At 59.2% G+C, this 13,904-nt stretch carries 8 protein-coding genes and 2 riboswitches; of the genes, 6 read left to right on the top strand and 2 right to left on the bottom strand.

Features of this window, described 5'->3' with window-relative positions:
* Nucleotides 1-2 precede the first annotated feature (2 nt).
* The gene (gene cobW / locus BFP93_RS25510; RefSeq protein ID WP_065895386.1) at nucleotides 3-1,064 is read right to left on the bottom strand and encodes a cobalamin biosynthesis protein CobW; all 1,062 of its coding nucleotides are present in this window, start codon (nucleotides 1,062-1,064) and stop codon (nucleotides 3-5) included.
* Nucleotides 1,065-1,156: 92 nt separating this feature from the next.
* A riboswitch (cobalamin riboswitch) is annotated at nucleotides 1,157-1,357 on the bottom strand.
* A gap of 42 nt (nucleotides 1,358-1,399) precedes the next feature.
* A riboswitch (cobalamin riboswitch) is annotated at nucleotides 1,400-1,617 on the top strand.
* A gap of 96 nt (nucleotides 1,618-1,713) precedes the next feature.
* On the opposite strand from cobW, the gene BFP93_RS25505 reads away from it, so the two are divergent.
* From BFP93_RS25505 to cobM, 4 genes are all read left to right on the top strand, one after another.
* Complete coding sequence (locus tag BFP93_RS25505; RefSeq protein WP_065885267.1) at nucleotides 1,714-1,902, top strand: CbtB domain-containing protein; 189 nt, start codon at nucleotides 1,714-1,716, stop codon at nucleotides 1,900-1,902.
* Between the two features lie 11 nt (nucleotides 1,903-1,913).
* On the top strand, nucleotides 1,914-2,618 hold the full coding sequence (locus tag BFP93_RS25500) for a CbtA family protein (RefSeq protein ID WP_065895385.1): 705 nt from the start codon (nucleotides 1,914-1,916) through the stop codon (nucleotides 2,616-2,618).
* Entirely contained in the window at nucleotides 2,615-3,007 is a 393-nt protein-coding gene (locus BFP93_RS25495; protein WP_065895384.1) for a cobalamin biosynthesis protein, read from the top strand. Before BFP93_RS25500 ends, BFP93_RS25495 begins: the two co-directional genes overlap by 4 nt.
* Nucleotides 3,008-3,077: 70 nt before the next feature.
* Complete coding sequence (cobM, locus tag BFP93_RS25490; RefSeq protein WP_065885264.1) at nucleotides 3,078-3,824, top strand: precorrin-4 C(11)-methyltransferase; 747 nt, start codon at nucleotides 3,078-3,080, stop codon at nucleotides 3,822-3,824.
* Between the two features lie 255 nt (nucleotides 3,825-4,079).
* Here cobM and nfuA read toward each other — a convergent pair whose 3' ends face one another.
* The gene (gene nfuA, locus BFP93_RS25485) at nucleotides 4,080-4,664 is read right to left on the bottom strand and encodes a Fe-S biogenesis protein NfuA (RefSeq protein WP_003190728.1); all 585 of its coding nucleotides are present in this window, start codon (nucleotides 4,662-4,664) and stop codon (nucleotides 4,080-4,082) included.
* 199 nt (nucleotides 4,665-4,863) lie between these two features.
* Here nfuA and BFP93_RS25480 point away from each other — a divergent pair, with 199 nt between their 5' ends.
* Entirely contained in the window at nucleotides 4,864-9,282 is a 4,419-nt protein-coding gene (locus tag BFP93_RS25480) for an SET domain-containing protein-lysine N-methyltransferase (protein ID WP_065895383.1), read from the top strand.
* A gap of 201 nt (nucleotides 9,283-9,483) precedes the next feature.
* Nucleotides 9,484-13,896 carry an SET domain-containing protein gene (locus tag BFP93_RS25475; RefSeq protein WP_065895382.1) on the top strand — a complete coding sequence of 1,471 codons (4,413 nt, stop codon included), beginning with the start codon at nucleotides 9,484-9,486 and terminating at the stop codon, nucleotides 13,894-13,896.
* The last annotated feature ends 8 nt before the right edge of the window (nucleotides 13,897-13,904 follow it).

The following is a 13,904-nucleotide window of genomic DNA, read 5'->3' as shown; positions in this document are numbered from 1 at the left end:
GGTTAAACGCTGAGGGCGGCGCGCAGTTGCGCTTCAAGGCCGGCAGCATCCAGTTCCTGGCCGATCAGCACCAGGCGCGTGGTGCGTGCTTCTTCCTGGCCCCAGGCACGGTCGAAGTGCTTGTCGAAGCGCGTGCCCACGCCCTGGATCAGCAGGCGCATCGGTTTGTTCGGGATCGCGGCGAAACCTTTGACGCGCAGGATGCCGTGCTGCACCACCAATTGGGTCAAGGCGTCGAGCAACAGGGCTTCATCGGCTTGCGGCAGGTCGATGGAAATGGAGTCGAAGGCATCGTGATCGTGGTCGTCCTCACCGTCGTGGTGCTGATCATGATGGCTGTGGCGCGCGTCGATGTGCTCCTCGGAGCCGGCGCCCAGGCCAATCAGCACGTCCAACGGCACGCGACCGCTGCTGGCTTCGATGATCTTCACCGCCGGCGGCAGCTCTTCAGCCACTTCCAGGCGCACGCGGGCCAGGTCTTCGGCGCTGATCAGGTCGGCTTTGTTGAGGATCACCAGGTCGGCACTGGCCAATTGGTCGGCGAACAGCTCGTGCAACGGCGACTCGTGGTCCAGGTTCGGGTCGAGCTTGCGCTGGGCATCGACCTGGTCGGGGAACGCGGCGAAGGTGCCGGCGGCCACGGCCGGGCTGTCGACCACGGTGATCACCGCGTCGACGGTGCAGGCGCTGCGGATTTCCGGCCACTGGAAAGCCTGTACCAGCGGTTTTGGCAGGGCCAGGCCCGAGGTTTCGATGAGAATGTGGTCAAGGTCGGCGCGACGGGCGACCAGCTCACGCATCACCGGGAAGAACTCTTCCTGCACGGTGCAGCACAGGCAGCCGTTGGCCAGCTCGTAGACGCGGCCGTTGGCTTCTTCTTCGGTGCATCCGATGGAGCACTGCTTGAGGATTTCGCCGTCAATGCCCAGCTCGCCGAACTCGTTGACGATCACGGCAATGCGACGGCCCTGGGCGTTGTCGAGCATATGGCGCAGCAAGGTGGTTTTGCCCGAGCCGAGAAAGCCGGTAACGATGGTGACGGGGAGTTTGGCCAGTGTTTTCATCGGATGCCCTTTGGGGCGGGCATACGGGACGACAGGCCCTGCGGCGACGCGCAGCAGCGGATTTCGTCACCGGATCACCCCGCCCGGTTGAATTGAAAAATCAGTGACGAGGCAGGTCTCCTGGCTTGGGGCGTGCAGGTCTTGCGACCCATGCTGACTGCGCCTTCCCGCCGTCTCGGCAGTGGCGTGGCAGTCAACTGAACCCTTCACAGTTGCGGGGGCAGCCGCGGCTTGAACCGCGTTCCCTTCTTAGCTTCGGCCGCAGCCGAAGAACCTCGAGGGTGCAAGGCTACAGGGGCTCGCGGCATTTGACTACCGTCCCCGGCCCATGCTCTCCTACTCATCTTGTTTCGGGTGCCCTTCACAGGGTGAAACGGGAAACCGGTGCGCCATAGACCCATGGCAAGTCCGGTGCTGCCCCCGCAACGGTAAGCGAGCGAAGCGTCAAATCCACTGTGCGTATGCATGGGAAGGAGATGCTTGATAAGGCCCACTCTTTGTTCAAGAGCGCCCCTCGCAAGCCCGGAGACCGGCCCGAAAAAATCAGATAACAAACCCGCGGTGGGCGGGCGCTGTTCGAAACCCTGCGTGCCTGGCGCGTGGGGTTTGCATGCGCTCGTTTCACCCTGACACTTGAAAGGGACGCGCCATGTCGATCATCAGCAGCACTTCGCCCGCAGCCAGCGGCACTGCCACCTTGAGCCAACGCCTGACCGCCGCTATCGGTGCGTCGATCCTCGGCGCGTGCCTGGTGTATTTCGCCGGCTTCTCCCATATCGAGGCCGTGCACAACGCGGCCCACGATACCCGCCACAGCGCCGCGTTCCCGTGCCACTGAGACCTGCCGACATGATCAAGCGTATTGCCCAAACCGCAGGCTTCACCGGCTTGTTGGCCGCCCTGCTGCTGACCCTGCTGCAAAGCCTGTGGGTCGCGCCATTGATTTTGCAGGCGGAGACTTTTGAAAAGGCTCCAGCCGTGGCCGAAGTGCCCCATGAACATGCCGCAGGGGCTGCTGCCCACACCCACGACGCCGAAGCCTGGGAACCGGAAGATGGCTGGCAGCGCGTGCTGTCGACCACCGGTGGCAACCTGGTCGTGGCGGTCGGGTTTGCGCTGATGCTCGCCGGCCTGTACACCCTGCGCGCACCCACCCGCACAGCTCAAGGGCTGCTGTGGGGCCTGGCCGGTTATGCCACCTTCGTACTCGCGCCGACCCTGGGCCTGCCGCCCGAGCTGCCGGGCACCGCCGCCGCTGATCTGGCGCAACGACAGATCTGGTGGATCGGCACCGCTGCGTCTACCGCTGCCGGCATTGCCTTGCTGGTGTTCGGTCGCGGCTGGGTGCTCAAAGTGCTGGGTGTGGCGATCCTTGCCGTGCCTCACGTGATCGGCGCTCCGCAGCCGGAAGTCCACGCCATGCTGGCCCCGGAGGCCCTCGAAGCCCAGTTCAAGATCGCATCGCAGTTGACCAATGTGGCGTTCTGGCTGGCCCTTGGCTTGATCAGTGCCTGGCTGTTTCGCCGTAACCGCGATGAACACTACGCGGCATGACCCTCGTCGTCGGCCTGGGTTGCCAGCGCGGCTGTGACGTGCGCACCCTGCTGGAGCTCCTTGATAGCGCCCTCGCCGAGAGTGGCATTGAACGCCAACGCATTACCGCGCTGGCGAGCATTGATCGCAAACAGGCTGAGCCAGGGTTGTTGGCCCTGGCCCGGTTGCTGAACCTGCCGTTGCAGTGTTTCAGCGCCGAAGAGCTGGCGGGCTATGAACATCGGCTGAGCCACAAATCAGCCGTCGCGTTCAGCCATAGCGGCTGTTACGGCATCGCCGAAAGCGCCGCGCTGGCCCTGGCCGAGCAACTCGCCCACGGCCCGGCCCGCCTGCTGATTACCCGCAGGAAAACCGCCCAGGCTACCTTTGCATTAGCCTGCGCCGGTTAAAATCCCGATAATTGCCGCTCTCGATCATGAGCAATCTTCATGCTCGCCCGTTTTACAACAGGAATTCCCCATGACCGTCTACTTCATCGGCGCAGGCCCCGGCGACCCGGAACTGATTACCGTCAAGGGCCAGCGGCTGATCCGCAGCTGCCCGGTGATCATCTACGCCGGCTCACTGGTACCTGCGGCGGTGCTCGAAGGTCATCAGGCACACCAGGTGGTCAACAGCGCCGAGCTGCACCTGGAACAGATCATCGACTTGATCAAGGCTGCCCATGCGCAAGGCCAGGATGTGGCACGCGTGCACTCCGGCGACCCGAGCCTGTATGGGGCGATTGGCGAGCAGATTCGCCATTTGCGTGAGCTGGGCATCCCCTTCCAGATCATTCCCGGCGTCACCGCAGTGGCGGCCTGCGCGGCGCTGCTGGAAACCGAGCTGACCCTGCCGGACATCGCCCAGAGCGTGATCCTGACCCGCTATGCCGATAAAACCAGCATGCCCGCCGGCGAGGACTTCGACAGCCTGGCCCGCCACGGCACGACCATGGCGATTCACCTGGGGGTCAACCACCTGGAGAAGATCGTCGCGGAGCTGCTGCCGCACTATGGCGCCGATTGCCCGATCGCCGTGGTGCACCGCGCGACCTGGCCGGATCAGGATTGGGTGGTGGGAACGTTGGCGGATATCGCCGAAAAAGTCGCGGCCAAGGGGTTTCGGCGTACCGCGTTGATTGTGGTGGGTCGAGTGCTGGCCAGTGACACGTTCAGCGAGTCGTCACTGTATCGGGCGGGGCATGCGCACCTGTACCGACCTTGAGTTTTCACCTCACAAACCTCAATCAAAACGCTGATTTAAATGAATAAATCCAATGAAAGTGTAGGAGCGAGCTTGCTCGCGAAAAACCTCAACGATAACGCGCGCTTCCTGAATCAACGCGGCGCCTGTGAGTTTTTCGCGAGCAAGCTCGCTCCTACAATATTGGGCAAGCCCCCTCCCACACTTAATCCTTTTTTAAGCATAAAAAAACGGCGCTCACGGGGCGCCGTTTTTTCGTCGCAGTGAACACCTTACTCAGTAGTAGGCGTTTTCTTTCTGCGTATGGTCGGTCACGTCACGTACACCCTTGAGCTCGGGAATGCGCTCGAGCAGGGTGCGCTCGATGCCTTCACGCAGGGTCACGTCCGCCTGGCCGCAGCCTTGGCAACCGCCGCCGAACTTCAATACGGCGATACCGTCATCCACCACATCGATCAGGCTCACCTGGCCGCCGTGGCTGGCCAGCCCCGGGTTGATCTCGGTTTGCAGGTAGTAGTTGATACGCTCATTGACCGGGCTGTCAGCGTTGACGTTCGGCACCTTGGCATTGGGCGCCTTGATGGTCAATTGGCCACCCATACGATCAGTGGCGTAGTCGACCACGGCATCGTCAAGGAAGGCTTCACTGAAGGCATCGATGTACGCGGTGAAGCTCTTGAGCCCCAATGCGGTGTCTTCAGGCTTCTCTTCCCCAGGCTTGCAGTAGGCAATGCACGTCTCGGCGTACTGGGTACCAGGCTGGGTAATAAAGACGCGGATACCGATACCCGGGGTGTTCTGCTTGGACAGCAGGTCAGCCAGGTAATCGTGGGCGGCGTCGGTAATGGTTATGGCAGTCATGGAAACTCCTCACAGGCTTGCCGGCAGTTTACGCCAAATTATTACGCAGGTACAAAGTCCGAGTGTTTTTGTCGGAAAAGCATCCCGGGGGCCGCGTCCTGCTGAGTCCTTCAGCAATACCTATCTATGTAGCACTTGCGAGAATGCACATCTCTCTAGCATGACATCGCGATCTTAATTGCTCACTCGCGAGGTTTTAATGAAGCCCACACTTTCCCGACTCATGTCCAAGAGCCCACCTGCGCGCCTGTCGGACCTCGATCACCTGCTGGACCATCTGGCGAGCCTGATCCAGGGCCCGACCCTTGAGAACGCGCTGAAGTCTTACTACTGCCCTCCAGCAGACTCGGCACTGGGCCGTGAATGCAAAGCCGCTGTTCGCGTGCTTAAAATCCTGGAAGAAGATGACGACTTCAAGGCGTTCCTCAGTGCAAAACCCTCGCCCAACCACTCTCCGCTCGGCGATTTCCCTTACGACTTTCTGTCCGACCTGCTCAGTACGTCGAAATCACCTATCCCTGACCCGGCGGAGGTGTTCGACATTGGCGGTCATCCGGTTGTGTTGCGCAAAGCGCCGCTCTACTGGGCCAACCAGATAGACATCCTGCTGGACGTCTACCGCAAAGTCGGCAACGGCGTCAAAAGCGACGGCTCAGTGCGCCTTGATCTGGTATTGGCCTATTACGCAATCATACCCGCCGCCCCAGCAACCCTGGCCCAGTGGAAAGCTGTGCAATATTACCTGCAGGAATATCGGGCGCTTTGCCAACTAGGTCACGATGGCCATGTCAGCGACCTGGAACACTTGCTAGGGCCTGAGGATGACAGAATCATCAAACAAGTCGTGCGCGACCTCGAGCGCGACAAGGCCCAGTCGTTGTTCGCACAAGTCGTCCCCCAGCGGTTGACCCCTGCGCAACAAGCAGCACTCGACACCACCCCCACCGTACTCCTGGAACAGATCCTCAATACCCCCGAAAACCTGGCATTGGGCCAATCCATCGCCGTGGCCCTGGACTGGTATGGCGCCAGCGATGGCCAAGCGTGCCTGCAAGCCGTCATGGTCAAACTGCTCTGGCGCGCACTCTGGCTGACGATCACGCCAGACGCCCATTCACTCAACGACAACGAACTCAAAGCGTTCATCCCCCCGGCGATCAACTATGGGTTCATTCGTCAGTCGCTGAACAAGGAGTATGAGCGCTCATTACACCTCAATGCCTCGACGGCGCGCCTGGCCGTCTGCGTGCTCAAGGCCAATATTCCCAGTGAAGTATGGGTCGAGGGCATTCCAGATGAATTGCCTTACGGCACCTCCAGCGCATGGGTCAACTTCAAAAGCGGATTTATCCTGGCCGAGTCGGTCGCCCCGGGCTCATCAAGGCATATGACGTTCGAGCAACTGCTCAATCTGCCAGGTGAGTTCCTTCGTGTGTATGCCGACGAACCAGCACAACAAACGCTGGTGGTTGCGGCAAAAATCCAACCGACGCTCAGTTGGGCAGTAAACACTGGCCTGCTGCCCGTAAGCCGGAACGGCCACTCCAGCAAAGATATCGAACATGCATTGGCTGCCCTGGAGCAGCATGAAAGCGAGACGGTGACGGCGACGCAAAACCTCGTACTGCAACCACCCAGTCGTTTTCGTTTCAACTCGGACACTGAGTATGACCAGGCTTTCAATGACTACCTGCGAACCCCAAGAGCGGCCTACAAAACCCTGATAACAGGCTTGCTGGCGCAGTTTGCGCCGTTATGGCCGGGCAATAGCGACCGTGACGAGATCACGGTGTATTCGTTACGCCAACCGCTGCATGACGTCCAGGTCGAGCATGAAAACAAGCACAACACTGACGCCGTTCGCGGACGCTCGGGGTTTATCCTGCGTCTGGCGAGGGCTGACCATCCGTACACCCTGCGCTACATCGAGGTATTTCCGAACGCCGGCATTGTTCGCGTGCGCGAAGACCTCAAAACGCTGTTGGTGGGCGGCGAGGTAAAAGTCGAACGTGTTGGCGGGGCCACCCGCTCAAGTCGAGGCAGCTTCAGAAAAGGTACCGAACTGCCATTCGACTGGAAAGCTTATAAAGACGCCGTGAAGCCTAAGCCCGACCAGACAGCCACCCTGATCGTCGAGCAAGTCGGGCAGGTGATGCCGGCGCTCATCGCATCCCAGGATGAGCAAGTGTCACAAGCCCCACCGCCGCTACCCCCTGCACAACCCCTGTCACGGGCCGCCAATTTCCGCCAATCCCCCAGGATTGAGGCACTGGCTGAGATGATCGCGCGTGAGTTGTTCTTTTGCGATGAAAAGACCCTGCTGGAGAAAACACGTAAAGCCTCACGGACCATGGATATCGGCCGTGACTTTCTTGAAGACATTTCTTACTGGGGAAAAATGTTCGTGCCGTTCTGGGGCTCCATCGACGACCTGGCCTCAGGCGATCCTCAACGTATCGAGTCAGGTGGGCTCGGCCTTTTTACCGATATCGTGTCGTTCGGTGTGCCCATCGGCAAGTACATTGCCGGCTGCACGCGCGTAGTGGTCCAGGCAGGCAAGGCCGGTATCCGCCTTGCGTTGCCGCACTTCACCGCACTGACCAGAAAGCTGATCACCGCCACGTTGCAGGAACTCAACCCCCTGGCTGCCGTGGCCGCGGTATTGAAGCTGGGGCGATTCGCCCTCATCAAACTCGGCACGGCAGCCCTGCGCCAGGCCAGCAAGGGGCTCGCGCAGTTGCGCGACGGGAGTGTCGCAGCCCGCCACATGATCTCCGTCGACCCGCGCATCTGGTCACCGGGCCAGGCCGGCGACCGCTTGTTTACGGTGGACGGTTTCCCCAACATCCCCATGCGCAATGTCGGCAGCCTGGAGGCACCGGACTATCGGCTGATTGACGCCGGCTCCAACCGCGTTTTCGGGCCACGCTTTCGCGAGCCGGTCACGGTTATCAGCAACACAAGCCCGCTGATCCGCAAGTACGCCGTGGACCCTCACTGGATTGCCGGGCTCAAGCCCGATTCCCGCGGGATCTTTTTCCGTGCGGAGTACAACCAACGGTTCATCTGCAATATCGATGACAGAGGCACGATCTCGGTGTATCAGGTGCGGGACAACTCCTACGGTTTTATCCAGGAGACCGCCGCTGGCGCCGACAACAGTTTTTCCGTGGTGCTGGTCAACCCCAGGAAAAACCGGGACCTGTCGATCACGCTATCGTCCGTGGAGCCGGGACACTGGTATTCGAGCCAGATCAAAGTCAGGGGTGGCGCTCCGGAAAAGCCCGACTTCGTCACGCCCCTGATCCTGACGAAATGGACGCAAACCAGTGAAAATGCCCTGAAAAAAACCATGGATGACTTTGTGAGGACCTACAACCTGCACCCCGACGCATTCAGGCAGTTTGTACATACCGGCGACAACCTGACGAGTCGTGGGCGCACGATGCCGGACCGAGCAGGCACCGCGCGCACGGAAGTCACCTTTGATCATCTGGAGAGTTGGCGCACGACCTCCCAGAAAAACCGCAACACGCTCACCCTGGAGGGATTCGCCGCCGACCACAACCTGGACCCGAGGGCCTTTGCAGAGTATGTAAACCTGGATGGCAGCTATCGGGCAGCCGGAAAGGTACTCGCCCGGCATGCCAGCGGCGGGCAGTTCACCCCGGTGAACCACACCCATCTGCAAGCGTGGCACACCCTCTACAACTCCAATAATTCAAGCTCTTCCATGGCCACCTTTGTTGAAGCAAACGATCTCAACCCGTTGATCTGGCGCACCTATGTCAACGACAACGGCAGCCTGACCCGTGCGGGAAGAGAAATGCGGGTTTTCGGCTCAGGAGACATCGTCGACGAGCAGATCGCCAGGAAACGCCCTGCCCCGCCCGAGCCCCGGCCGGGCGGTTCGAAGCGGCCGCGCCTGGAAAACGATACGCCCCCCTTACGGCGCCGATCCACGTCTATCACCGCTTCCTACGATCACAGAATCAACAATAACGCGCCGATCCTTCAGGACCCGAACGATGTCCGGCACAGCCTGACCCGGGAACTCGAAGGCGCACCCGAGAAAATCAAGATCACCGATGCCAATCATTTTTTTGATGAGTTCATGGGCCACCAACATATGGAGGTCAAGAGCGCTGCAACCAAAAGCATTCGCGACTGGATCGCCAGGGAAGGCAGTCACCATCGCACGCTGGATCGATTGCTTGAGGTCAAGAAGCTCGGTGAGGGCCCGGAACGGGGTCTGTCGGTGGTCGCCAGGACCGATATCAAACGCTTCGACGTCCTCGGCCCCTACACCGGCAAGTTGCACTTGAATAAGGTGTCGATGGATGCCGAGATAATGGAAAAAAGTAAAGAGGCCGTCGGTACTTATCTATTCAGGACAAACACCAACGGCGCGTTTATCAGCGGTCACGGCAACAGCAATATCCTTAGCCTGGTTAACGCGGTCAATGTACCGGGCATCCCCAACGTCGGTATCGAGAACGTGGGTTCCTTGCATGTAGGAAAGTACATGGTGTTCCTGCTCGCGTGGAGGGATATTCCTGCCGGGACGGAGTTGCTGATGGACTATGGGAAAGATTACTGGAAGTACATAAAGCCCTGAGACCGTCCCCCCCTTGCCCGTACAGCAGGTCACTCCGGCAGGCCCAGCGGGATTGTTCACCGCATCACTCCTTTTTCCCTGGGAAACCGTTGATTCCGGGGGCGCGTCAACTCTCACATCCAGCGCTTTGAAGGGATTCATGGCGCGCGACGCTCTCCCTGTCCCCTACATCAGCGTTCCTGAACACCTCACGAGGTTTTAATGAACCGTACCCTCTCCCAACTTCTGTCCAGAACCGCACCGAGGCGGCCATCGGACATTGATCATCTACTCGATTTCGTAACAAAACTGATGTTCGACGTTCCCGGCGCAACGGCGTCCACCGCCTATTATCGGCCCCCGGTGGACTCCGAATTAGGCCGCGAATGCAAAGACGCCTTTCGCGTTCTCGGCCTCCTTGAGGCCGATGAAGATTTCCTGGCGTTTGTGAATCAAACACCGAAAACCAACAACTCTCCACTCGGTGACTTCCCTTACGACTTTCTATCCCAACTGCTGAGTTCGAGCAGGTCGCCCATTCCCTCGCTGCCCGAAGTGTTCGACATCGGCGGCAAGCCGGTGGTGCTACGTCACGCCCCGCTGTATTTCGCCAACCAGATTGATGTGTTGCTGGCGATCCACCAAACCGTCGGGAACGGGATCAAAAGCGATGGCACCGTACGGGTGGATCTGGTCCTTGCGTATTACTCGATCACCCCCTTCACACCCACCACCGAGGCGCACTGGAAGGCCGTTGAAAATAACCTGCGAGAACATCGGGCGCTGTATGCCCTGGGGCATGATGGGCATGTCAGTGACCTGGAGCACTTGCTGGACCCCGAAGATGACAAGAGCATCCTGAGCGTCATACGGCAAATAGAGAGTGAGGCGCAACAGGCGCTGTTCGCCCGGGTAATGCCCAAACTGCTCACGCCTGCACAGCAAACCGACCTCGACAGCCGGCCCACTGTGCTGCTGGAGTGGATTCTCAGTCGGCCAAGGAATTTGGCGCTGGGCCAACGTATCGCCACGGCGCTGGACTGGTATGGCGCCGAAGACGGCGAAGAGTGCCCGAGCGAGGTCAAGGTAAAGCTTCTATTGCGGGCGCTCTGGTTGACGATCACGCCCGATCCCCACTCCTACAACGATAATGAACTCAAAGCGTTCATACCTCCTGCGGTCGACTACCGGCGGATTCGTCAATCATTAATCAAGGACTACCAACGCACACTGGCGCTGAGCCCGCACGCCGCGCGTCTCGCCATGTGTGTGGCCAAGGCAAACGTTGCCAGCGAAGTGTGGGTTGAGGACGTTCCTGACGATTTGCCCTATGGCACCTCCAGTGCGTGGGTCAACTTCAAAAGCGGTTTTATCCTGGCCGAGGCCATTGCTCCCGGATCGTCTCGGCACCTGACGTTCGAGCAATTGCTCAACCTGCCGGCCGAGCTTTTACGCGTGCATGCTGACAGCCCGAGGCAGCAGGCGCTGGTGGCGGCCGCCAAAGTCACACCGACGCTGACCTGGGCAGTGGAAAACGGCGTACTTCCCGTGAGCCGCTCAGGCTATTCGCGCGGCGACATCGAAAAGGCACTGCACGCGCTGGAGCAACACGAAAGCGAAATGAAGACCGCCGTGCAGAACCTTGTACTCAAGCCGCCCAGCCGCTTTCGTTTCGCCTCGGATGTCGAGTTTGATCGGGCATTTGGTGAGTACCTGGAAACCCCCCGTGCAGCTTACAAAACCCTGATCAAGGGGTTGCTTGCGCAGTATTTACCCTTGTGGCAAGGCAACATCGACTGCGATGAAGTAACGATCTATACCCTGAGAGAGCCCTTGCATGACACGCAGCTTGAACACGAAAACAAACGCAACACCGATGCCGTACGCGGGCGCGCCGGGTTTATCATCCGCATGGAATGCCCGCTGCTTCCCGGCCCTCCCAAGTACATCGAAATGTTCCCCGGCATCGGCGCCGTTCGCCTGCGTGATGACATCAAAAACCTGCTGACAGGCGGAGAAATCAAAGTTGAACGGGTGGGTTCCAGCACCCGACCGGGCCGAGGCAGCTTCAGGAAAGGCACCGAAGTACCCTTTGACTGGAATGCTTATCGCCACGCCGCAAGACCTGCCCTCGACCAGACCGCTACCTTGATCATCGAGCAACTCGGCCAGCCTCTGCCCGGCGTCATCACCGCCCCACCCACACAGCCGCCGAGCGCATCCGGCCAGCCGGCACAGGTGCAGTCGTTTGCCCCCAACACGCTGCACTCGACGCGTGCCGAGGCGCTGGCGAGCATGATCGCGCGCGAACTGTTCTTCTGCGATGAACAAACATTGCTCGAGCAAACCCGCAAAGCCACCAGAGAGATGGATATCAGCCGCGACTTTGTGGAAGACATTTCGTTTTGGGGAAAAATGTTTGTGCCGTTCTGGGGATCAATTGATGAGCTGAGCTCCGGCGATCCACAGCGAATCGAGTCTGGAAGCCTTGGTCTTTTCACCGACATCGTGTCCTTTGGTGTGCCTGTCGGCAAATACATTGCAGGGTGCACGCGGTGGGTGGTCCACGCCGGCCAGTCGGGTATCCGTCTCGCTTTACCTCATCTGTCCAGTTTGACCAAAAAGCTGGTCATTTCCATTTTTCAGGAACTCAACCCTCTGGCGGCAGTATCCGCGATACTCAAACTGGGACGCTTCGGCCTCATCAGCCTGGGCAGCATTGCGCTGCGGCATGCTCGCCTGGGCATTGCGCAGTTGCGTGACGGAGCGGTTGCGGCCCGCCATATGGTTTCAGTCGACCCGGCGGTATGGACGCCGCGTCAGGTCGGTGATCAATTGTTTACAGTGGATGGTTTTGCGAACATCCCCATGCGCAACGTCGGCACCCTTGACGCCCCCGACTACCGGCTGATCAACGCTGACTCCAATAGCGTATTCGGCCCACGCTTTCGCGAGCCTGTGACAGTCATCAGCAACAATAACCCGCTGATCAAACAATACGCGGTCAAGCCACACTTGATCAGTGGCCTCAAGCCAGACATCCGCGGTGTGTTTTTCCGACCAGAATACAACCAGAAGTTTATCTGCAACGTCGATCACAAAGGCCGCATTGCGGTATACCAGATCAGAGAGCAGGGCTACGGTTACCTGGAGGAGATTGCAGAAGGCACGCAGAACAGTTTTTCGGTGGCCCTGGTAAACCGGCGCAACAACCTGACCCTGCCTGTCAATCTGACGTCGGTGAAATCTGGGCACTGGTACTCGGTCAGATTGCAAGGCGGGGCGCCAGACAAGGACAGCATCATCCCACCATCAGTGCTGACCAAATGGTCCGAAGAAAGTGAAAATACGCTGAATCGCGCGATGCGTGCATTCGAAAGAAAACACAAGCTGGACCCCTCTGTATTTCGACAATTCGTTCACGCTTCAGACCACTTGACACCCCTTGGGCGCAAGGTCCTCGACCGTGCAACCCATGCTCGCACGGAGGTGACCTACACCGACACAGAAAGCTGGCGCGCGCTGTCGCAAACAGAACGTAATGCACTGACCCTTTCAGGGTTCTGTGCCCAACGCAACCTGGACCCCAGACTCTTTGGCGAGTACATAAACCTGCAGGGTGTCTATAGCGCTCATGGAAAAGTCTTCGCCAAAAACGCCAAAAACGAGTCGTTCAACCTGCTGACCTACAAACACTTGAACGACTGGAACAACCTTCGAAACTCCAGGGACCTGAAGCCTTTGATGACGACGTTTGTCGAACAGCATGACCTCAACCCAGTGCAATGGAGTATCTATGTCAAAGAGAACGGCAGCCTGACCAGGGCTGGTAAAAACCTACTGCAGCTCTGGCCCAACACGCCGTCAGGGCCGTTGATCGCGCGCAAAGGTTCGCTACTTATCGACGGGCCAGGCAGTCCGAAGCGCCCGCGTACCGAAGACCCGGAAATAGCCGGCCAACTCCCCTCGACATCAGTTGCCCCGTCCTACGGTCATCAGATCAACAACAATGCTGCGATTCTCCAGGACCCCAACAACGTCGAACTCAGCTTGACGAGTCGTCTGGAAGGGCCGGTTGAAAACATCGAAATCGTTGCCGACCACAACCTGTTCAACAGCTTGCCTGCCCCGCGCCGTATGAAAGTGCGCAATGCGGTGACCAAGAGTATCCAGCAATGGGTCACCGAAGAAGGCCGGCATCATGACAGGCTCGACCGTACCCTGCAGGTGGCGAAGTTACCCTACGGCCCGGAACGAGGCCTCTCGGTAGTCGCCAGGGTGGACATTGAACCCTTTGAGGTCATTGGGCCCTATACCGGCAAACTGCATGTCAACCGGCACTCGCTGAATGAAGAAATAGTGGCGAAAGGTAAAGAGGGAGCGACAGCCGTCAGCACTTTTTTATTCGAGACGGCCACCCAGGGTGCGACCCTCAGCGGCCACGGCAACAGCAATGTGCTGAGCCTGATCAACGCGACCCGCGTGCCTAATGCTGTAAGCCAGGGGATCGAAAACGTAAGGTCCGTGAGGGTCGGCAACTATATGATTTTTCTCGTCGCCTCGAAGAAAATTCCTGCCGGGACAGAGTTGCTGATGGACTACGGCAAACACTACTGGAAATACATCGGCCAGTGATCCAGCGC

The organism is Pseudomonas sp. 44 R 15 (assembly GCF_900004965.1).
Classification (GTDB): domain Bacteria; phylum Pseudomonadota; class Gammaproteobacteria; order Pseudomonadales; family Pseudomonadaceae; genus Aquipseudomonas; species Aquipseudomonas orientalis_A.
The sequence above is the reverse complement of the archived record's forward strand: the minus strand, read 5'-3'. Positions and strand labels throughout refer to the sequence as shown.

What these genes read in the sequence shown, in the direction of transcription:
- BFP93_RS25480 (WP_065895383.1), top strand. Translation starts at nt 4,864, where the DNA reads ATGAAGCCCACACTTTCCCGACTCATGTCCAAGAGCCCACCTGCGCGC.
- cobW (WP_065895386.1), bottom strand. Translation starts at nt 1,064, where the DNA reads ATGAAAACACTGGCCAAACTCCCCGTCACCATCGTTACCGGCTTTCTC.
- BFP93_RS25475 (WP_065895382.1), top strand. Translation starts at nt 9,484, where the DNA reads ATGAACCGTACCCTCTCCCAACTTCTGTCCAGAACCGCACCGAGGCGG.
- BFP93_RS25495 (WP_065895384.1), top strand. Translation starts at nt 2,615, where the DNA reads ATGACCCTCGTCGTCGGCCTGGGTTGCCAGCGCGGCTGTGACGTGCGC.
- BFP93_RS25500 (WP_065895385.1), top strand. Translation starts at nt 1,914, where the DNA reads ATGATCAAGCGTATTGCCCAAACCGCAGGCTTCACCGGCTTGTTGGCC.
- BFP93_RS25505 (WP_065885267.1), top strand. Translation starts at nt 1,714, where the DNA reads ATGTCGATCATCAGCAGCACTTCGCCCGCAGCCAGCGGCACTGCCACC.
- cobM (WP_065885264.1), top strand. Translation starts at nt 3,078, where the DNA reads ATGACCGTCTACTTCATCGGCGCAGGCCCCGGCGACCCGGAACTGATT.
- nfuA (WP_003190728.1), bottom strand. Translation starts at nt 4,664, where the DNA reads ATGACTGCCATAACCATTACCGACGCCGCCCACGATTACCTGGCTGAC.